General features: G+C 67.9%; 20 protein-coding genes and 1 tRNA gene. 13 read left to right on the forward strand and 8 right to left on the reverse strand.

From position 1 onward, the window contains the following. Nucleotides 1-286: 286 nt before the first annotated feature. The gene (locus OG219_RS24080; protein ID WP_266829702.1) at nt 287-709 is read left to right on the forward strand and encodes a helix-turn-helix transcriptional regulator; all 423 of its coding nucleotides are present in this window, start codon (nt 287-289) and stop codon (nt 707-709) included. Between the two features lie 199 nt (nt 710-908). Next, nucleotides 909-1,142, forward strand: coding sequence for a hypothetical protein (locus OG219_RS24085; RefSeq protein ID WP_266458347.1), 234 nt, complete (start codon nt 909-911; stop codon nt 1,140-1,142). A gap of 22 nt (nt 1,143-1,164) precedes the next feature. On the opposite strand, the gene OG219_RS24090 is transcribed toward OG219_RS24085, so the two are convergent. Beyond that, on the reverse strand, nt 1,165-1,536 hold the full coding sequence (locus OG219_RS24090) for a DUF6344 domain-containing protein (RefSeq protein ID WP_266829704.1): 372 nt from the start codon (nt 1,534-1,536) through the stop codon (nt 1,165-1,167). A 347-nt stretch (nt 1,537-1,883) separates the two neighbouring features. Here OG219_RS24090 and OG219_RS24095 point away from each other — a divergent pair, with 347 nt between their 5' ends. Together OG219_RS24095 and OG219_RS24100 are read left to right on the forward strand one after the other, a co-directional pair. Then, on the forward strand, nt 1,884-2,012 hold the full coding sequence (locus tag OG219_RS24095) for a DLW-39 family protein (RefSeq protein WP_003999697.1): 129 nt from the start codon (nt 1,884-1,886) through the stop codon (nt 2,010-2,012). A 318-nt stretch (nt 2,013-2,330) separates the two neighbouring features. Further along, nucleotides 2,331-3,821, forward strand: a complete 1,491-nt coding sequence (locus OG219_RS24100) for a hypothetical protein (RefSeq protein ID WP_266829706.1) — start codon at nt 2,331-2,333, stop codon at nt 3,819-3,821. A gap of 45 nt (nt 3,822-3,866) precedes the next feature. Here the strand turns inward: OG219_RS24100 and OG219_RS24105 are convergent, their stop codons facing one another. Then, nucleotides 3,867-5,861, reverse strand: coding sequence for a serine/threonine-protein kinase (locus OG219_RS24105; RefSeq protein ID WP_266829708.1), 1,995 nt, complete (start codon nt 5,859-5,861; stop codon nt 3,867-3,869). Nucleotides 5,862-6,071: 210 nt separating this feature from the next. Beyond that, the gene (locus tag OG219_RS24110) at nt 6,072-6,620 is read right to left on the reverse strand and encodes a DNA-binding protein (RefSeq protein WP_266458338.1); all 549 of its coding nucleotides are present in this window, start codon (nt 6,618-6,620) and stop codon (nt 6,072-6,074) included. A 182-nt stretch (nt 6,621-6,802) separates the two neighbouring features. Between OG219_RS24110 and OG219_RS24115 the strand changes: the two genes are divergently transcribed. Further along, nucleotides 6,803-6,875 (forward strand) — tRNA-Ala (locus tag OG219_RS24115). 243 nt (nt 6,876-7,118) lie between these two features. On the opposite strand, the gene OG219_RS24120 is transcribed toward OG219_RS24115, so the two are convergent. Continuing rightward, nucleotides 7,119-7,820, reverse strand: a complete 702-nt coding sequence (locus OG219_RS24120) for a DUF5324 family protein (RefSeq protein WP_266829711.1) — start codon at nt 7,818-7,820, stop codon at nt 7,119-7,121. Nucleotides 7,821-8,213: 393 nt separating this feature from the next. Here OG219_RS24120 and OG219_RS24125 point away from each other — a divergent pair, with 393 nt between their 5' ends. Both OG219_RS24125 and OG219_RS24130 read left to right on the forward strand, forming a co-directional pair. Next, a complete protein-coding gene (locus tag OG219_RS24125) occupies nt 8,214-8,747 on the forward strand; it encodes a peptidylprolyl isomerase (protein WP_266829713.1) in 534 nt (177 codons plus the stop codon). A gap of 179 nt (nt 8,748-8,926) precedes the next feature. Then, on the forward strand, nt 8,927-9,841 hold the full coding sequence (locus OG219_RS24130) for a rhomboid family intramembrane serine protease (RefSeq protein WP_266829715.1): 915 nt from the start codon (nt 8,927-8,929) through the stop codon (nt 9,839-9,841). Nucleotides 9,842-10,102: 261 nt separating this feature from the next. On the opposite strand, the gene crgA is transcribed toward OG219_RS24130, so the two are convergent. Then, nucleotides 10,103-10,357, reverse strand: coding sequence for a cell division protein CrgA (crgA, locus tag OG219_RS24135; protein WP_266458327.1), 255 nt, complete (start codon nt 10,355-10,357; stop codon nt 10,103-10,105). A gap of 142 nt (nt 10,358-10,499) precedes the next feature. Here crgA and OG219_RS24140 point away from each other — a divergent pair, with 142 nt between their 5' ends. The 6 genes from OG219_RS24140 to OG219_RS24165 all read left to right on the forward strand — a co-directional run bounded on the left by OG219_RS24140 (nt 10,500) and on the right by OG219_RS24165 (nt 15,127). Then, complete coding sequence (locus OG219_RS24140) at nt 10,500-11,279, forward strand: DUF881 domain-containing protein (protein WP_266829717.1); 780 nt, start codon at nt 10,500-10,502, stop codon at nt 11,277-11,279. A gap of 61 nt (nt 11,280-11,340) precedes the next feature. Next, complete coding sequence (locus OG219_RS24145; RefSeq protein ID WP_266829720.1) at nt 11,341-12,051, forward strand: class E sortase; 711 nt, start codon at nt 11,341-11,343, stop codon at nt 12,049-12,051. 31 nt (nt 12,052-12,082) lie between these two features. Beyond that, entirely contained in the window at nt 12,083-12,244 is a 162-nt protein-coding gene (locus tag OG219_RS24150; RefSeq protein WP_266829722.1) for a hypothetical protein, read from the forward strand. Continuing rightward, nucleotides 12,241-12,879, forward strand: a complete 639-nt coding sequence (locus OG219_RS24155) for an aminodeoxychorismate/anthranilate synthase component II (protein ID WP_266458315.1) — start codon at nt 12,241-12,243, stop codon at nt 12,877-12,879. Before OG219_RS24150 ends, OG219_RS24155 begins: the two co-directional genes overlap by 4 nt. Beyond that, complete coding sequence (locus OG219_RS24160; protein WP_266829725.1) at nt 12,876-14,297, forward strand: class E sortase; 1,422 nt, start codon at nt 12,876-12,878, stop codon at nt 14,295-14,297. The genes OG219_RS24155 and OG219_RS24160 overlap by 4 nt, the downstream gene beginning before the upstream one ends. A gap of 83 nt (nt 14,298-14,380) precedes the next feature. After that, the gene (locus tag OG219_RS24165; RefSeq protein ID WP_266829727.1) at nt 14,381-15,127 is read left to right on the forward strand and encodes a class E sortase; all 747 of its coding nucleotides are present in this window, start codon (nt 14,381-14,383) and stop codon (nt 15,125-15,127) included. A gap of 111 nt (nt 15,128-15,238) precedes the next feature. Here OG219_RS24165 and pknB read toward each other — a convergent pair whose 3' ends face one another. From pknB to OG219_RS24180, 3 genes are all read right to left on the reverse strand, one after another. Continuing rightward, complete coding sequence (gene pknB, locus OG219_RS24170) at nt 15,239-17,227, reverse strand: Stk1 family PASTA domain-containing Ser/Thr kinase (protein ID WP_266829729.1); 1,989 nt, start codon at nt 17,225-17,227, stop codon at nt 15,239-15,241. Nucleotides 17,228-17,397: 170 nt separating this feature from the next. Continuing rightward, nucleotides 17,398-18,888: a penicillin-binding protein 2 gene (locus tag OG219_RS24175; RefSeq protein WP_266829731.1), complete on the reverse strand. Its 1,491-nt coding sequence runs from the start codon at nt 18,886-18,888 to the stop codon at nt 17,398-17,400. Then, nucleotides 18,885-20,321, reverse strand: coding sequence for an FtsW/RodA/SpoVE family cell cycle protein (locus OG219_RS24180; protein WP_266829733.1), 1,437 nt, complete (start codon nt 20,319-20,321; stop codon nt 18,885-18,887). Before OG219_RS24180 ends, OG219_RS24175 begins: the two co-directional genes overlap by 4 nt.

A 20,321-nucleotide genomic window follows, 5' to 3' on the forward strand; every position in this document is an offset into this window, starting at 1 on the left:
TCCTGGGGTGTGGGATGTGCGCGGCGGCGATTGTCGCGCACGGCGTGCTGGGGCGATCTGGTGGCGCGTGGGCACTGATGGGGTGTCGGGAGTCGAGTGGCCCACGATGTCTACACTATTCATGTAGATGTAGATTGCGTCAAGAGGGGAGGCTCATATGGGCCGAAGGCTTCAGGTGCATGCCGTAGCACGCGGGCAGAGCTGAATGCCGCCTGTTCCCGGAAAACCGCATGTCGATCTGCGATCTACTTGCGCATGTGGATGTTGTTGGTTGATGCTCGGAAACGTGACCAAAGGCCCTCATCCATCCGGCGAACTCGGCTCCGGCGAGGACTTCGCCCACAGGGGTGAAGACCTGGCTGCCCTGCTGGAACGCCTTCTTGCCCAAGCGCAGGGCCGGACGCAGAAGGATCTGGCCGAGCAGGCCGGCATCTCGTACCCGACGCTCAACGCGTGGGTGAACCGGACCCGTGGTACATCCCGCATCGACCCCGAGAAACTGCGGGCGATGGTGGAGGTGTTCCGTCGCTGGGGTGTGAAGACCACGCCGCGTGAGTTCTTCGCCTCCGTCGGACGAGCGGTACCTGGTCCCAGTGGCGATGAACGAGAGGCTCAGCTGTTGCGGCTCTACCGCCAGCTGCCCGAGTCCAGGCAGCGTGACCTGGTCAAGAACGCCGAGGCGATGCTCCAGCTCAGCCGCGCCATCTGAAGGACACTGGCACAGCTCCGACTTGGGTGATTTGTCTGCACGTTCTCCCCGGTGTGGCACATCTCTGTGGAATATCCCGAGAGCGGATATATGGCGCACGGGCCGCGAGTACGATCGGTAGTCCGCTGGCCTCCCGGAGCGGGATCACTTCATGCTTTTGTGCACCCCTGGGGAGGTAGCTGTGTGCATCCTGATTTGCGTGGCGGACGACCTGCCGAAGATCGCCATCTGGGATCCCGACGAAATGAGCATCCTGGTCGCGAGGGGCAGCGAGACAGCCGAACTGTTCCGAGAACTGCAGGAGATCCTCACGATCGACCTGGGCGCACCGGCCACCGCCGAGGCGGCACTGTTCTGCTTCTGCGGCACACGCGTCGAACTGCCCGGCGAACTCGCGCTACAAGGTTCCGGCAGATCTGCTGACGCCCTCTGACGTACAGGGCGGCACAGGTCGGTCATCGCGTGCCGGCGGGGTGGTCGACCGTGCTGGTGGATCCGGATTCCGTCGTCGAGCCTGCTGTTGTGGACGAGTCGGTCGTCTCGACCTCCGTCGCGTCCAGCGGCGGGCGATGGCGGCAGGAGGGGGACGAACCGTGGGCCTCGGCCCGGATGCGCTGCTTCATCGTCGGGGGCAGGCCCCGATCATTGGCCCCGGACCAGAGGGGCACCGCCGGAACCGTCACGGCCGGGGTCCCTGCGTTGCGGACGGGCGCTGACTGGGGTACGGCCGCGGCTGCGGTCGTGGTGACGAATCCGGCCGCCGTGAACAGGGCGACGAGGAGCGTGACGACGGCGCTCCACAGCTTCATGACCTGATTCCTGGCCATGGTCCCTCACTTTCGGGTTGGGTGATTTGCGTACTTTCCTCATGATGTGTATAGGGGTCGCCAAGTGGTGGACCACGCCCGGCGTGTGTCGATCTTCCGATGAACAGTCACCCGGACGGCTGCATGAGGCCCGAAATCTGGAGAACTCTGTAGAGCGGGGACCCGGAGCGGACGCGGTCACCTTCCGAAGGGGGGTGATCACCCTTTGATCGGAGCGGTTCCCCTCACCCCTAATGCGGTGTCCTGGCGGCGAGTTGGCCGCCGACGCAGGTCACCGATCGATATCGGTCGGTGTGTATAGTCGGGCGCCAGAGGTCCCCTACGTCAAGGAAAGACGAGGTCGCGCGGTGAAGAAGCTCCTCCTGGTCGCACTGGCCGCCATCGGCGGGCTCCTCGTGTACCGCCAGATCCAGGCGGATCGCGCCGAGCAGGATCTGTGGACGGAGGCGACTGACTCCGTGCCCACGGGTTCGTGAGTATCGACAACAGTCGAGACAGCAGTCTCAGAGCAGACCCCGGCCGCCTCGCGGTCGGGGTTTTGTGTTGCCCTGGAAGCCTTCACTTCACGTGAGCAAATAAATTCATCGCGCTGGCAAATTCGTGTGCTACGGAGAGGGCCCTTTCGGCCGCTGGTCCGAATAGCGCGGATAGCGAGGTGCCGGGCGGGGCAGGATGGGCCACGGTCCGGGGCGCCACGGCTGCTCGTACGGGGGCTGTGCGTACGGCCCGGACATGCCTACGGACATGCATAGGGACAGCACAAGGGACAGGCCTGCTACGAGGGGTGGCGTGTGATGGGGCGGCGCACGGGGCGGTGGCGCGCGATGTCGATGCACGGCCGGGCGCTCGCGGCCACTACGGCGACGACGATTGCACTGGTGGCAGCGGTGGCGGTGGCCGTGGCGGCATTGTGCGCGATCGTCGCACTGCCGGGCCAGGCCGCCGCTGCCGGTACACAGGTGGGTGCCGCCGGTACGCCGAAGCCGTACGCCTTCGCCGAGGACGCCATCCCGGTCGAAGGCACCGCGGACACCACCGACTCCGTACGCCTGGAGCCCGGAAAGACGTACAAGAGCTCCATACCGAGGGACGGCAAGCTCTACTACCGCCTCGAACTCGACGACACGTCCAACGCGTACGTCTCCGCCACCGCCATCCCCAGGGCGGGCGAGACGGTCTCCTACGCGGATGCCGTCAAGGTGTCGGTGCAGGACGGCAACAGCCGCAACTGCTCCATCTCCGAGACCGCGCACTTCGGTGCCACTCAGAGCTCCCGCCCGATCGCCGCCTGGGCCTCGCGCGAGACAGACGGCGACCGGTACGCCTGCCAGACGGCGGGGACGTACTACGTGGTCGTCGAGCGCAGTGGTACGACGGGTTCCTCCTCCGGCGACTGGGACCTGGAGCTCGGCTTCGTGGAGGAGCCCAGCCTGAAGAAGGCCGGTTCGACGACCGCACCCGAGACCTGGAACTCCGCGTCGCCCAGCGCCCTCGCGGGAGAGCCGCAGTCCCGACCGGGTGGTGCGGGCTTCAGCAAGGCGACCGCCCTGAAGCAGGGTGTCTGGCAGGACACGATCAGCCCCGGACAGACACTCTTCTACAAGGTGCCGGTCGACTGGGGACAACAGCTCCACACCACCGCCGAACTGGGCAGTTCGAACAGCAGCGGCAACGGCTATGTGGGCACGGCCATGGTCATGTCCCTGTACAACCCCGTCCGCGGTTTCGTCGACGACGTCGGCTCCGGATACGACGGCAGCCAGCGCTCGTCCGCGCTGGATCCGCTGCCTCCCGTCGCCTACGACAACCGCTACGCCCTCAGCGACCGCGTGACCGCGATGCGGTTCCCCGGCTCGTACTACCTCGTCGTCCATCTCGCCTCGCAGGTCGCCGACAAGTTCGGTGACGGGCCGTTCGGACTGACACTGCGTGTGCGCGTGGACGGCACCGCGCAGACGGGGCCGGCGTACGCGGGGCAGGCACAGCCCCGGGACGCGTTCGACGTTCCGTCGGGGGACATCGAGGACGCGGTGGGCGGAGCGGGCGGCCCCGGCGGCGGTAGCGCTGGCGATAGCGATAGCGGAACGATGAAACTGATTGCCGCGGGTGGGATAGGCGCGGGGAGTGTCCTGGTTCTGACGCTCGGGATGTGGACCGTGGTCGCGCGGCGTCGGGCGGGGACGGGCGCAGGCGCGGGGGCGGCGGCGGGGGTGGAGGAGGCGGATACGGTTCCGGCTCCTCCGGCTTCGACTCCGCGGGAGCATGGGGCTCCGCGGTACCCGTAGGACCGTGGAACCGGCAGCGGGGCCGCTGACTTGGGACGGCTCCGTTCAGATCTGGGTCAACGCCCAGAAACCCACTGCGAAGCAGGCCAGCGCGAGAAGCAGGACCGGCACGGCCACCTTCGCGGGAGGCCCAGGGCGCGGTCGCGCCCGCCTGGCGTGATGCTCCGCGATTGCTCCCGCCGGATGCGGAACCTGCGGGGACCGAGCGGTGTATGAACCAGTAGAGGCGTACGCGTGCTGCGGCATCGCGGCGGACGGGGATACAGGCCGGTGGGGGGTGGGCACTTGCGTGGGGGTTGGAGTGGGAGTCGGTTCGAAAGGCGGAGCGTAGAGGGGAGTTGGAGCCGGGAGCGCGACCGAGGTGGGGGGAGTGGGCGGCTGCTCAGGCTGATGCTGCGGTTGGTGGGGGGTGCGGTACTGCTGCGTTTCGTGCCATGCCTGCTCGGGCTGGGGCTGTGCCTGGTGCTGCGGCTGCGCGTGAGGGGCGGCCGCATGGGGTGGCGGCAAGTGGAAGCTTCCGGTGTCGGACATCGTGGACGGCAATGGGGGGACGGGCCTGGGGTCGGGGTCCGATGCGGGGTCGGATGCGAGGTCCGAGGGGAGATCGATGGGATCAGGATTCGGTCGTACGTTGCTGGGCGCAGACCCCGGCTGTACGTCATCGCCGGTGAACTCGGGCCGTACGCCCTCGGTGATGGACCCTGGCCATGTAGCACCGGAGACGGGTCCCTGAGACAGGGTGCCCGAGCCGTGCTGCCATGGCTCGGAGCCGGAGCCGGAGCCGGAGCCGGAGCCGGAGCCGGAGCCGGAGCCGGAGCCGGAGCCCGAGCCGGAGCCGGAGCCCGAGCCGGAGCCCGAGCCGGAGCCGGAGCCGGAGCCCGAGCCGGAGCCGGAGCCGGAGCCGGAGCCCGAGCCCTGATTCCAGGACCCGAGGCCAGTGTCAGGGCCAGGACTGGGGGCGGGCGCGGAGCCGGTGCTGAACCCGGCCCCAACCCCGGGCCGATGACCGGAGCCCGTACCAGTCCCATGGCCGGAGCCAGTCGCAAGGCCGGCGGCAGGGTTGGCCCCCGACGGGTCCGTCCTCGGGCCGAGTTGTGTCGATGCGGAGGCCGGGTGCGGCCGGGGCGGTACCCCAGCCGCGCGCACCCCCGGTGTGGCCCCGAGCGGTCCCTCCGGGCCGAACCCCTCCGGGAGCGGCCCGAGTTGGTCGAAGACGTCGACCAGTTCGTCGTCGGGGCCCGGTTCCGGCAGCAGCTCGGCGGCCGAGGCGAGCGCCTTGCGCGCCCCCGTGGCGGTACGGAACCGCGCCTGAGGGTCGGGCTGTACCAACGTGGCCACGACCTGCCACAGCGGCTCGGGAATGCCCCGCGGCGCCGCAGGCGTGCCGTGCGCCGCGAAGTACTCGATCAGGGCCTTGGCGTCGGGTTTGGCGCCCTCCAGCAGATACAGGGCGACGAGACCTACGGCGAACAGATCCGCGGGGAAGTCCGGATCGGCGCCCAGCATCTGCTCGGGCGCGAAGTAACCGGGCGTTCCCACCACGTAGTTGGTCTCCGTGAGCCGTGGCTCGCCCAGCCGCATCGCGATGCCGAAGTCGGACAGCCGCAGCCGAGGCCGGGCTCTGCCGGTGGCCTCCAGCAGGATGTTGGCAGGCTTGATGTCGCGGTGCACGACCCCCTCGGCGTGCACGGCGGCAAGCCCGGCCAGCAGCTGGTCGAGCAGGGTGCAGACGAAAGGCGGCGGCAGGGGACCGTAGTCCGCGACGAGATGGACCAGCGAACCGCCGGCGACCAGGTCCATGGTGAACAGGACTTTGTCGTCGTCGGCGGCCCAGCTGGCGGGAGCCAGGACATGCGGATGGTCGATCCGGAGCGCCTGCTCCCGCACGAAGCGCAGCAGCGCGTGCGCGTCGCTCTGCTGCAGCACCTTGGCGGCCACATACCGGCGCCGCCGATGGTCCCAGGCGCGCCAGACGGCACCGACTCCCCCACGCCCGATCGGGTCGACCAGCTCGTACCGACCCGCGAAGACCTCACCCATGGTCGTGCGTCGCCCCCCTACGGCGGTCGGTCCGGTGACCTCTTCCGACGTGCACGGACGCCTGGACCTCTGTGAAGTTCCGGATGGCCGGTACTTCACGGAAGCGCCCGGCCGCGTGGACCTCGATGAGGTTGCCCGGCTGCCTGACGTGCGGTGTCCGGAGGCGTCGCGAGCCTCCAGGCGCCGGGTGTGCGGCGGCCGGGCCTCGGCTCAGCTCTGGTGCGACTGGTAGTGCGCGACCGCGTCCGAGGTGCGGCCTGCCCCGTACACCCGGAGGAACTCTGCCAGTTCCGGGTGGGTCGGGGCGAGGGTGTCCGCAGCGTCGATGATGTCCCCCGCGGCTGCCACCGAGCGCAGCAGTGACTGGATCTCGCGGACCACCCGCTTGACCGTGGGCGCACCCGAACTGCTCGTCGACTGTGTGGTGTTGCTGAGCACGGAGCCCCCCTGAGACTTCTTGATCTCGTCCATGCGCTCGGTCGCCTCCGCGGCGCTGACGCTGCCGTCCACGACCTGCCCCGCCAGGTCCTGCAACAGCTGCACCCGCTGCACCACCGCGGGATTGCCGATCTTGGCGCGCTGACCGCTCATCAGCTGCGACAACATGGGCGCGGACAGGCCCAGCACACCGGCAAGACGCGCCTGGTTGAGCCCGAGATCATCTATGAGCCTACGGAAGAGCGCCCCCAACGGCTCCCCGTACCAGTTCCGCTGCAGCTCCCGGGCTCTCGCGGTTGCTTCCTGCTGTGCGGCGTCCATTTGCGTCTCCCCATCGCTTCCCCAAATACCGCGGTTCGCTGTAGCGAACCACGTCGAGCATCTTACGGAGAGTGGTCGTCCACGGGGACCCCCAATCTTTTTGCGAGATCCCGGGGGTGACCCGGTACTCTGGTCTCCGGCGCCAGTCGGAAGGGGTACTTTCGGCCGGACGCCACCCTTCCGGGGCCTTAGCTCAGTTGGTAGAGCGCTGTCTTTGCATGGCAGATGTCAGGGGTTCGACTCCCCTAGGCTCCACATCCGGAAAGCCCCTCCGACCTGCGGAAACGCAGAGCGGAGGGGCTTTTGCGTGGCAAGGGCGGTGCGGAGGGGGCGGCCGGAAGCATTCATGGCCGGGGGCATGGGGTGCGTGAACGCGGATTCCCAGTGGATGTGAAACCCGCGCCGGTTCCACGTGAAACATCGCTGTGGGGCGGGAGACTTGAGGGTCTCCCGCCCCACAGCGATGTTGAGATCAGAATCCGAACCCAGGCCGGAAGGTCAGTGGCGGTCGTCGCGCTCCGCCGCTTCCTCCTCGGCCTCCTTGGCCTGGACCTCGGGATCCAGGTCGGACTGGCCGCTGCCGTCGACCGACGTCAGGTGAGTCGGCTCGGGCACCTCCGTCGCGGCCGGCGGCTCGACGAGCCAGTCGGGGTTGGCCTGCTTGTCCCACCACTTCCAGGCAGCGAATGCGCCGCCCGCCAGAATGCCCAGGACGGCCAGACCCTTGGCGAGACGGCCGACCCTCGCCCGCCGTTCCTGCCCACGGACCAGCTTCTGGATCTCCTTCGGCGAGACCTGACCACGCAGCGCGGCGATCGCCGCCACACCGCGTGACGCGGCTTCCTCCCGAACGGGCTGGGCCGCGGCCACCGCCTGCTCGATCCTCGGCTTGGAATAGTCGGCGGCCTGACGAGCCGCCTTGCGAGTACGGACGGCGGCTTCGTGGGCTGCCTGGTCGACCTTCGGCGGCACATGCGTACGAGCCTGCTCAACGCGCGGGGCAAGATGGGCGTCGTACTGGACGCGGGCCTGTTCGGCAGCCAGGGACACCTTCGGCGCGAGACGTACACGCGCCTCGTGCGCATAGTGCGAGGCCTTGTCCTTGGCTGTGTCGGCGTAAGGCGCCACCACTTCCGCGGCGTGCAGCACGCTGTCCTTCGCCGAGCCGCTCGCGGCGCGCACGCTGTCGATGCGGGTCACGGGTTTCCTCCTCCTCGGTGGCGTACGTCGGGGGTTCTGAGTACCCCCAATGACACACAGTTCACCTTTCCACCCTTATCCGGATCATGCCCGTCCGAGGGGGCCGTGGCATGTGAGGGCGGGCATCCGGGTCATGGGCGGAGACTCCGGGCGAACTAAGAGCGAGAGCCGCTCACGTGTCGATCAAGTGCAATAGCGGATTAATACGGGGCAACGGGAGCTTGTCGTCGACAATGCCACGGATCGCCGCGACGCGCCCCGGTACGGCGAGGACTCGGCCGGATTTCTGCACGCCCTGCACCCGGTTGTCCGCCCGGAGGTGGTGGCCGGGCGACGCGTGGGCCGGTCCGTGCGAGGATCGGAGGGTCAAGAGAAGGCAACGGAAGGCAGATCGTGGCTGAGCAGCTTTACGCCACCCTGAAGACCAACAACGGCGACATCGAAGTCCGGCTCCTGCCGAACCACGCGCCCAAGACGGTCCGGAACTTCGTCGAACTCGCCACGGGCGAGCGCGAGTGGGTCAACCCGGAGACGGGTGTGAAGTCCACGGACAAGCTCTACGACGGCACGGTCTTCCACCGGGTGATCAGCGGATTCATGATCCAGGGCGGTGACCCGCTGGGCAACGGCACCGGCGGCCCCGGCTACCAGTTCGAGGACGAGTTCCACCCGGACCTCGCCTTCGACAAGCCCTACCTGCTGGCCATGGCCAACGCCGGCCCGGGCACGAACGGCTCGCAGTTCTTCATCACCGTTTCCCCGACGGCGTGGCTGACCCGCAAGCACACCATCTTCGGTGAGGTCACCGACAAGGTCAGCCAGAAGGTCGTGGACGACATCGCGGGCGCCAAGACCAACCCGCGCACCGACCGCCCGGTCAACGACGTAGTCATCGAATCGGTCGTCGTCGAGACCCGCGAGGCCTGAGCCCCTGCCTGAGCTCCAAGGCCTGAGCCCTGGTGGCTGAGCATCGAGGACTGAGCTCCGGGGGATCGTCCGGGTGCGCTCGGCAGAGTCCGTTCGCTCCCGCAGGGAACCAAACGCCCCGTTCATCCGTAAGGATGGACGGGGCGGTGCATTGCGTACGACCGAGTGAGGGGACCCCCATGGACCAGGCGCCAGGCAGCCCCCAGGACCCACAGGGCCCGGGGGATCAGGAACCGCAGGACGCCCGGAGCCTGCCCACCTGCTACCGGCACCCGGACCGCGAGACGGGCATCCGCTGCACCCGTTGCGAGCGCCCGATCTGCCCCGAGTGCAGCGTCGACGCCCCCGTCGGCTTCCAGTGCCCCGACTGCGTCCGCAGCGGCTCCGGCACCGGTCACCCCGCGACGGCCGCCCAGCCCCGTACCCTCGCGGGCGGCACGATCGCCGCCGACCCCCGGCTCGTCACCAAGGTCCTGATCGGGATCAACCTCGCCGCCTTCCTGGTCCAGCTCTCGGTCGGCGACCGCTTCACCGACAGCTTCGACCTCTTCGGGCGGGCCTGGCTCTCCGGCGAGCTGCAGGGCGTCGCGGAGGGGCAGTGGTACCGGCTGCTGACGGCGATGTTCCTGCACGGCAGCTACATCCACATCATGTTCAACATGCTGAGCCTGTGGTGGATCGGCGGCCCCCTGGAGGCAGCCCTCGGCCGCGCCCGCTACCTCGCCCTGTACTTCGTCTCGGGCCTCGCGGGCAGCGCGCTCACGTACCTCCTTGCCGCCCCGAACGAGCCGTCGCTCGGCGCCTCCGGCGCCATCTTCGGCCTCTTCGGCGCGACCGCCGTCCTCATGCGCCGGCTCAACTACGACATGCGCCCGGTCATCGCCCTACTGGTGATCAACCTGATCTTCACCTTCGGGTGGAGCAACATCGCCTGGCAGGCACACATCGGCGGCCTCGTCGCCGGTGTCGTCATCGGCTACGCCATGGTGCACGCGCCGCGCGAGCGGAGGGCCTTCATCCAGTACGGGGTGAGTGCCCTGGTGCTGCTCGCCGTGGTGGTCACCACGCTGGTGAGGACCGTTCAGCTCACCTGAGAAGCAGGTGTTGTCCACAGACCGTGGCGGATCTTGTGCATATTGTGCGGGAACAGATGTGCCCCCTGTCGCTCACCTGGGTTTGCCCAGGTCGGACAGGGGGCGAACATGCTTCCGGATACCGGTAGGTCAGTCACACCGGCGTCAACACTGGATGAGTTATCCACAGATCGTCGTTCTTTTTCCACTTGCTGTGGACAACCGGACAGCGACTGTGGATAACTCAGGGGATAGCCCTGGGCAGAGCTGCCTCCGGCAGTGCTACTTCCACTGCGTGGAGACGCCGAAGCCCGCGGCGATGAAGCCGAAGCCGACCACGATGTTCCAGTTGTCGAGCGCGTCTACGGGCAGCGAACCGTCCGTGACGTAGAAGACGACGATCCAGGCCAGGCCGATGAGGAACATGGCCAGCATGACCGGTGCGACCCAGCTGCGGCTGGTCAGCTTGATGTTGGTTGCCTGCTTCGCCGCGGGCGGCGTGTAGTCGGCCTTCTTGCGGATACGTGACTTCGGCACGAGGGTCTCTCCTGTCGATGCGCTGCGTGGCCGCGCAGGGAACTTGGGCGGGCTCCGGGGCAGCGTACAAGGGGACACTGAGCGCTCCCCCGGGCGTCCGTTAGCGTAGTGCTTCCGCGGCGCCTAAGGAGATAAGGGTACGTTGAGCAATTCTGCCGACTCCCCCGGGACAGGTTCCAGTCCTGCCGGTAAGCGCCGTTTCCGGCCCGTTCGCGTACTCACCGCGGCGGTCTTCGCCCTCGCGGGCCTCATTTTTTTCACGAGTTTCAATACGGCCAAGGGCACCAACATCCGCACGGACGCTTCTTTGCTGAAGCTCTCGGACCTGATCGAGGAGCGCAGCCACAAGAACGGTCTGCTGGACGAGTCCAACGGCGTCCTGCGTGACGACGTCGACGCCCTGGCCGGGCGGGAGGACGGCAGCACGGCGGCCGAGGACGCCAAGCTCGCGGCGCTGGAGAAGAACGCGGGCACCCAGAAGCTGAAGGGCGAGGCCGTCACGGTCACGCTCAACGACGCCCCGCCGAACGCGACGGCCAAGCTGCCCGGCTACCCCGAGCCGCAGCCCGACTACCTGGTCATCCACCAGCAGGACCTCCAGGCGGTCGTGAACGCCATGTGGCAGGGCGGTGCCCAGGGCATCAGGGTGATGGATCAGCGGCTGATCTCCACGAGCGCCGTCCGCTGCGTCGGCAACACCCTGATCCTCCAGGGCCGCGTCTACTCGCCCCCGTACAAGATCACCGCGATTGGTGACCCGGACAAGCTCCAGGAGGCGCTCGCCGCCTCCCCGGCGATCCAGAACTACATGGTGTACGTCAACGTCTACGGGCTCGGCTGGAAAGTCGACGAGGACGGGGCGGTGACTCTTCCCGGCTACTCGGGCACAGTGGATCTCCACTACGCCAAGCCCGTGGAGTAGCTCCGAGTGGTGCGGAGTAGTGCCTGATTAGCTGTTGCTGCCGCTGGGGGACCCTGTGTCGGTGCGAGTGGTCGTCAGGACGATCAGTGAACTGTGCATCACCGTCGGTACTCTGATCGTGCTCTTCGTGGCCTATGTGCTGTTCTGGACGGGCGTGAAGGCCGACAGCGCGATGGACCAGCAGATCGAACAGCTGCAGGAGCAGTGGTCGAAGGGCAGCGTGCAGCCGTCGGCCGCAGCCCCGCCCCAGAGCCCGAGCCCCGGACAGAGCCAGAGCGCCCCGGAGCCGCCCGCCTCGTACACGTATGACAAGCCTTTCGCCGTGATGTACATCCCGCGGCTTGGTTTCACGTGGAACAAGCCCGTGCTCGAAGGCACCGGCACCGACGTCCTCAAGAAGGGGCTCGGCCACTACAGGGGTACGGCCCAGCTCGGGCAGACGGGGAACTTCTCCGTCGCCGGCCACCGCCGTACGTACGGCGACCCCTTCAAGGACTTTCCCGAGCTCCGCAAGGGTGACGCGGTGGTGCTGACGGACGGGACGACCTGGTTCACGTATCGGATCGACAAAGGCCCGTACAAAACGCTGCCCGCCGACATTGAGGTGATCGATCCTGTGCCGCGTAAGTCCGGGTACACGCGTTCGGGCCGCTATCTCACGCTGACCACGTGCGACCCGGAGTGGGGGCACAGCCATCGGCTGATCGTCTGGGCGCATCTGGATTCCACACAGCCTGTGGAGGCTGGGAAACCGGCGGCGCTACGCCGTTAGTCTGGTGCGGTACGGCGACGGAAGGGACGGCATGTACGGCTGGATCTGGCGGCATCTGCCGGGGAACGCGTGGGTGAGGGCGCTGATCTCACTCGTGCTGGCCCTCGCAGTGGTCTACGTGCTGTTCCAGTACGTCTTCCCCTGGGCCGAACCGCTGCTTCCCTTCAACGATGTGACGGTGGACAACCAGTGAGCGCGCGGATTCTCGTCGTCGACAACTACGACAGCTTCGTCTTCAACCTGGTCCAGTACCTGTATCAGCTGGGCGCCGAGTGCGAGGTCCTGCGCAACGACGAGGTGTCGACCGCGCACGCCCAGGACGGCTTCGACGGCGTACTCCTGTCACCGGGCCCGGGCGCTCCCGAGCAGGCCGGGGTCTGCATCGAGATGGTCCGGCACTGTGCCGCGACCGGAGTCCCCGTCTTCGGCGTCTGCCTCGGCATGCAGTCGATGCAGGTGGCGTACGGCGGTGTCGTGGACCGTGCGCCCGAGCTCCTGCACGGCAAGACCTCGCTCGTGGAGCACGAGGGCCAGGGCGTCTTCGCCGGCCTCCCGTCTCCCTTCACTGCGACCCGCTACCACTCGCTCGCGGCCGAACCGGAGACCGTACCGGCCGAGCTGGAGGTCACGGCCCGCACCCACGACGGGATCATCATGGGGCTGCGGCACCGTGAACTCCCGGTCGAGGGCGTGCAGTTCCACCCCGAGTCGGTGCTGACCGAGCACGGGCACCGCATGCTCGCCAACTGGCTGGTGGCGTGCGGCGACCAGGGGGCCGTGGCGAGGTCGGCGGGGCTCGCCCCGGTGGTGGGCAGGGCCACGGCGTGACCGCACTGCGCCCCGAGCGCGAGAGCTCCTCCTACGGCGGCGAGGCCGCGTACGGGGGCGCCGAAGCGTTCGAGGGTGCCGAAGCCTTTGCGAGTGCGGAAGCGATCGCGGGCACGCAGGCTTTTGAGGCGGCGGTCGAGCAACTGGCCGACCCGCTGACGGATCCGTTGCCGGGGCAGCGGCAGACGGCCACCGGTCAGCAACCGGCCACCGGTCAGCAACCGGCCACCGGCCAGCAGCGGACTCCTCTCCAGCAGACTCCTCCGCAGCAGCCCGCCCCTGTGCCGCAGCCTCCCCAGCAGGAGTGGTACGACCCGGAGGGATACGCGCACGAGTGGTACGCGGCGCCCGAGCCGACGCGGCCCCGGGAGCCTGCGTACGAGGAACCGGTCGCCGCGCCATACGTCGAGCCGGTCGCCCCGCCGTACCGGGATCCGGGCCCCATGCCGTACGAGCAACCGCGTGCGGCGCCCGCGCCGTTGGACGACGAGACGGTGGCACTGCGGGTTCCGGAGCCGATTCCGGTCCCGCCCCGAATAGGGGGGACCACTGCCGGGAGTGGCGCCGTGCCCGCGCCCGGAGGCCGTGCCGCCCGGCGCAAGGCTGCCCGGCGCCACGGGCGGCACGGAGGCCCTCAGGAGCCCCTGGGGTCCCCCGAGCCCCACGAGTCCCTGGAGTCGGCGGAGAGGGCATCTGAGGCGCCTCTGACGCGTATGGAGGCCCGTCGGGCGCAGCAGGCGCGGAAGCCCGGTGCGGCCGTCATCGTGAGCCGGATGATCGGTGAGGTGTTCATCACCACCGGCGTCCTGATGCTGCTGTTCGTGACGTACCAGTTGTGGTGGTCGAACGTACGGGCGCACCAGCAGGCGGACAGCGCCGCGAACAACCTTCAGCAGGACTGGGCGACCGGCAAGGGGAACCCGGGGACGTTCGAGCCGGGGCAGGGCTTCGCCATCCTGCACATTCCGAAGCTGGACGTGGTCACGCCGATCGCCGAGGGCACGAGCAAGTCGAAGGTGCTCGACCGCGGAATGGTCGGCCACTACGCCGAGGGCAGCCTCAAGACGGCGATGCCGGACGCCAAGACGGGCAACTTCGCGCTCGCGGGGCACCGGAACACGCACGGGGAGCCGTTCCGGTACATCAACAAGCTCGAGCCGGGCGACGAGATCGTCGTCGAGACGCAGGACGACTACTTCGTCTACAAGATGACGTCGATCCTGCCGGTGACGAGTCCGAGCAACACGGCCGTGATCGACCCGGTACCGAAGGGCTCGGGTTTCACCGCGCCGGGCCGCTACATCACACTCACCACCTGCACGCCGGAATTCACCAGCAAGTACCGCATGATCGTGTGGGGCAAGATGGTCGAGGACCGCCCGCGCAGCGAGGGCAAGCCGGAAGCGCTCGTCCAGTAAGAGCAGCCGGCGGCAGTACTTCAGAAGCACTCGGTAGAAGCACATGGGACAACCCGAGACAGACCAGACGGGGCAGATGCACAGTGGCAGCGAGGACCGACCACGACGAGCGCACGGACGTCGAGGAGCCGGCGCCCGCACCGCGACGGCGCGGCTCGGGCCGCCTGGCGATGGCCGTCAGCGTCTTCGGTGAACTCCTCATCACCACGGGTCTGGTGCTGGGCCTGTTCGTCGTCTACTCCCTGTGGTGGACGAACGTGGTCGCGGACCGCGCGGCGGACAAGCAGGGCGACAAGGTCCGCGACAACTGGGATGCGGCGGACACGGGTCCGGGCGCCCTGGACACCAAGAACGGCGTCGGCTTCCTGCACGTCCCGGCGATGAAGAACGGCGAGGTCCTCGTAGAGAAGGGCACGTCGTCCAAGGTGCTCAACGACGGCGTCGCCGGCTACTACACGGACCCCGTCAAGTCCGCCCTGCCGACGAGCGACAAGAACGGCAACTTCACGCTCGCCGCTCACCGCGACGGCCACGGCGCCAAGTTCCACAACATCGACAAGCTCAAAAAGGGCGACGCGATCGTCTACGAGACCAAGGACAACTGGTACGTCTACAAGGTCTACGCCATCCTCCCGGAGACGTCGAAGTACAACGTCAAGGTCCTCCAGTCGGTCCCCAAGCAGTCCGGCAAGACGAAGCCGGGCCAATACATCACCCTGACGACATGCACGCCGGTGTACACGTCGCGGTACCGGTACGTGGTGTGGGGCGAGCTGGAGCGGGTGGACAAGGTGGACAGCGACCGGACGCCGCCGAAGGAACTGGGCTAGACGCGAGTTCTTCTCTGAGGACGACGCAGACGACTGAGTCCCGGCCACCTTCTACAGGTGGCCGGGACTCAGTCGTAGTACCCGGCGGAGTCAGTTCTCCGGGCGGCCCGCCTATCCGGTGGAGCCGCCGAAGAAGCCGCCGTTGTTGCCGCCGTTGTTGTTGCCGGTGCCGACGGTCGTGAGAGTGATCGTCGTGTTGTCAGGGTCGTCGACCCCGGTGTTCGCGACCGGGTCCTGAGCGGTGACGATCGCGTTGTCGCTCTCGTCGCTGCCGTCGGCGAACTCGATGTCGTCGAAGCCGGCCGCCTGAAGCGTCTGCCTCGCCACTGCCACGGTCTGGGTGACCACGCTCGGCACGGGGGTCTGGGCCTTGGCCTTGCCGATCTCGATCTGCACGTTGGACCCGGGGTCGGCCTGATCCCCGGCCGACGGAGTGGTCCGGATGACCTTGCCGACCAGGTTGGGGTCGTCGGTCTCCACCTCGGTGCAGGTGCCGACCAGGTTGTTGGCCGTCATCTGTGCCTTGGCGGCGTCACAAGACTGGTTCAGGACGTCCGGGACAGTGGACTGCTTCTTCTCGATGGCGATGGTGAGGGTGATCGTGGATCCCTTCTCCACCTCCTTGCCGAGCTTCGGATCCTGCTCCAGGACGGTGTCCGGATCCTCTGTGGACTCCTGGTCCTTCGTCTCGACCTGGAACTGGTAGTCGTCGCCTTCGAGGATCGACTTGGCCTCGTCCAGGCTCTTGCCGACGACGCTCGGTACCGCCACCTTCGGCGCCCCCGTCGACACGACCAGATTGACGGCGCTGTTCTTCTCGACCTTGGTATCGGCGACCGGGTCCTGCGAGCAGACGTTGCCCTTGGGCTGCTCTTCGCAGGCCTGTTGCGTGACTGTCCCCACCACGAGGTCGCTGTTGGTCAACAGCTTCGTGGCGTCCGCTTGGGTCTCGCCGACGAGGGCGGGCACCTTCACGTTGGTGTCGGCCGCGTTGTCCCCGGGGAACACGTACTTGCCGATCAGGATCGCGCCGACCAGGACGAGGACTCCCGCAAGGACCAGCAGGATCGTCGAGGTGTTCGACTTCTTCTGGCGGCGGCGGTCGGGACGGTCGTCGTAGCCGTAGCTGCCGTCGTCCGGGTTCATCGGGGGGAGCATGGAGGTGGCGCCGGCGTCAGCGGATCGCAGGGCCGTGGTGGGCTGGTCGGCGCCGTAGCCGCCGTAACCGACGGAGCCCATGGCCGCGGTGGCGGCGACGGGCTGGCCGTCGAGGCAGGCCTCGATGTCGGCGCGCATCTCGTCGGCGGACTGGTAGCGGTAGTCCGGGTCCTTGACGAGCGCCTTGAGGACGATCGCGTCCATCTCGGGCGTGAGCTCGGGGTCGAAGACGCTTGGGGGCTGCGGTTCCTCGCGTACGTGCTGGTAGGCGACCGCGACCGGGGAGTCGCCGATGAACGGCGGGCGGACGGTCAGCAGCTCGTAGAGCAGGCAGCCCGTCGAGTACAGGTCGGAGCGCGCGTCGACCTGCTCGCCCTTCGCCTGCTCGGGCGAGAGGTACTGCGCCGTGCCTATGACGGCGGACGTCTGCGTCATCGTCATGCCGGAGTCGCCCATGGCGCGGGCGATGCCGAAGTCCATGACCTTGACCTGGCCGTTGCGCGTGAGCATGACGTTGGCGGGCTTGATGTCACGGTGGACGATGCCGGCGCGGTGGGAGTACTCCAGGGCCTGGAGGATCCCGATGGTCATCTCCAGGGTGCGCTCGGGCAGCAGCCTGCGCCCCGAGTGCAGCAGCTCGCGCAGCGTGGACCCGTCGACGTACTCCATCACGATGTACGGGATGGACGTGCCGTCGATGTAGTCCTCACCCGTGTCGTACACGGCGACGATCGCGGGATGGTTGAGCGAGGCGGCCGACTGGGCCTCCCGGCGGAACCGGGCCTGGAACGACGGGTCGCGCGCGAGGTCGGCTCGCAGCGTCTTCACCGCCACCTGGCGCCCGAGCCGGGTGTCATGGGCGAGGTAGACCTCCGCCATGCCACCACGGCCGAGCACTTGGCCCAGCTCGTACCGGCCGCCGAGGCGACGCGGCTCTTCCATAGCTACCTACCAGCCCTCTCCGTCGGTCCCGACCGCACCGTTGTGTGGTCGGGCGGTGTGCTGTCCGGGCATACCGTACCCGGCTCGCCTTCTGTGACCTGGCCACTATCGTCACCCGATACAGGACCGGTATCCCAACGTGCACCGATGTGAAGGAGACGTGACGGGGGTCACTTGTTGCTGTTGATGACTGCCTGCATCACACTCTTCGCGATGGGGGCCGCGAGGCCGCCACCAGAGATGTCGTCACGATTGGCGCTCTCGTCCTCGACCACCACGGCGACGGCGACCGGTGAGCTGCCGTCGCTGAGCTTGGCATACGAGATGAACCACGCGTACGGGTTCTCGCTGTTGTCGACGCCGTGCTGGGCGGTACCGGTCTTGCCGCCCACCGTGACGCCGTCCTCGTTGATCTGAGCGTTCTTGCCGGTGCCGTCCTTGACGACCGTCTCCATCATCGACTGCAGGATCCCGGCGTTCTCCGAGGACAGCGGCTCGCTCATCTTCTCGGGCTCGGTCTGCTCGATGACGTCGAGGCCCGGAGCCTGCAGCTTGTCGACCATGTACGGCTTCATGAGCGTGCCGTTGTTGGCGACGGCCGAGGCCACCATGGCCATCTGCAGCGGGGTCGTGGCGGTCTCGAACTGGCCGATCGAGCTGAGCGCGGTCTGCGGCTTGTCCATCGTCTCGGGGAAGACGGAGGCGCTGGAGCGGACCGGCGTGAACTGCTCGGAGTTGAAGCCGAACTTCTCGGCCTCCGCCAGCATCTTGTCCTTGCCGAGGTCGGCACCGATCTTGCCGAAGACGGTGTTGCAGGAGACGCGGAGCGCTTCGCGCAGGGTCGCGTCCTTGCAGGGGATGTTCCCCTCGTTCTTCAGCTCGGTCGTGGTGTCCGGCAGCGTGTACGGCAGCGGGGAGTCGGTCTTCTGGTCCGCGGACGTGTACAGGCCGTCCTCCAGGGCCGCGGCCGCGGTCACCACCTTGAAGGTGGAGCCCGGCGGGTAGACCTCGCGCAGCGCCCGGTTGAGCATCGGCTCGTCGGGGTCGTTCTTCTTCTGGAGCGCCGTCCAGGCCTTGCCGTCGACGCTCGTCGAGTTCCCGGCGAACGTGGAGGGGTCGTACGAGGGGGTGGACGCGAGGGCGAGGATCGCGCCCGTCTCCGGGTCGATCGCGGCGACGGCGCCCTTGCCCTGCTTGAGCAGACCGTCGTACGCGGCCTTCTGCGCGGCGGCGTTGAGGGTGGTGACGACGTTGCCGCCCTGCTTCGACTCGCCCGTGATCATGTCGAGGGTGTTGCGGAAGAAGAGCCGGTCGTCGTTGCCGGTGAGGATGCCGTCCTCGATGGACTCCAGCTGGGTGGCACCGAAGGCCTGGGAGGCGTACCCGGTGACGGGCGCCCACATCGCGCCGTCCTTGTAGGTGCGCTTGTACTCGAAGTCGTTGTAGCTGTCGCCGCTGGTCTTGGCGGAACCGGTGATCGGGTTTCCGTCGACGATGATGTTGCCGCGCGGGGTGGCGTACCGCTCGATCGCGACACGGCGGTTCTTCGGGTCGGACCTCAGGGTGTCCGCCTGGACGTACTGGATCCAGTTGTCCCGGATGAGTAGGGCGAGGACCAGGAGGCCGCAGAAGATCGCGATCCGGCGCAGGGGCTTGTTCACGGGCGGACCACCTGGGTCATCTCGGCGTCGGGGTTGGGAGCGGGGGCCGGTGCCGGGCGGCGCGCGGTGTCGCTGATTCTGATCAGGATGCCGATGAGGGCCCAGTTGGCGATGACGGAGGATCCTCCGGATGCCAGGAACGGCATCGTCATACCGGTCAGCGGGATCAGGCCCATGACGCCGCCGGCGACGACGAAGACCTGGAGGGCGAAGGCGCCGGAGAGGCCCACGGCGAGGAGCTTGCCGAACGGGTCGCGGGCGGCGAGGGAGGTGCGTACACCGCGCTCCACGATCAGGCCGTAGAGCACCAGGATCGCCATGACTCCGGCCAGGCCCAGTTCCTCGCCGAAGGTGGCGAGGATGAAGTCGGAGTTGGCGGCGAAGCCGATGAGGTCGGAATTGCCCTGGCCGAGTCCGGTGCCGAGGGTGCCGCCGGAGCCGAAGGCCCACAGGGCCTGCATGGACTGCTCGGTGTGCCCGAACACGCCTTCCTGACTGAGGGTGTACTCGCGCATGGGGTCGAGCCAGGCCTGGACGCGCTGCTGGACGTGTGTCTCGAAGGAAGCCACGCCTACCGCGCCGGCCGCCGACATCAGCAGACCGAAGACGATCCAGCTGGTCCGCTCGGTGGCGACGTACAGCATGACGATGAACATTCCGAAGAACAGCAGCGACGTACCGAGGTCGGTCTCGAAGACCAGGATGAGGATCGAGATCACCCAGACGACCAGGATCGGGCCGAGGTCCCGTCCGCGGGGCAGGTAGAGACCCATGACGCGGCGGCTGGCCAGGGCCAGGGCGTCTCTCTTCACCATGAGGTAACCGGCGAAGAAGATCGCCAGGATGATCTTCGCGAACTCGCCCGGCTGGATGCTGAATCCGGCGACCGAGATCCAGATCTTGGCGCCGTAGATGTCCTCGCCGAGCCCCGGGACCAGTGGAAGGACCAGCAGGACCAGCGCGCCGAACATGGAGATGTATGTGTAGCGCTGCAGGACGCGGTGGTCCTTGAGGAAGATCAGTACGGCCACGAACAGGGCGACGCCCATCGCGGAGTACAGCAGTTGGCGAGGGGCCGCCTGGACGAAGGAGTCGCTCGCCTGGAGCCGCTTCGACTGGTCCAGGCGCCAGATGACGACCAGCCCGATGCCGTTGAGCAACGTCGCCAACGGCAGCAGCAGCGGGTCCGCGTACGGCGCGAACTTGCGTACGACGAGATGGCCGACGCCTGCGAGCAGGCCGAGGCCCAGGCCGTAGCTCAGCAGGCCGGGCGGCACTGAGTCATTGATGGCGAGGCCGACGTTGGCGTAGGCGAAGACCGGGATGACGACGGCGAACACCAGCAGCGCCAGCTCGGTGTTGCGTCGGCTCGGTGTGCCGATCGAGCCGATGGTGGAGGTGTGGTGCGTCGGCGAGTTCGTACTGCTGCTCAT

The organism is Streptomyces sp. NBC_00038, from assembly GCF_026343635.1.
In the GTDB taxonomy this organism is placed as follows: domain Bacteria; phylum Actinomycetota; class Actinomycetes; order Streptomycetales; family Streptomycetaceae; genus Streptomyces.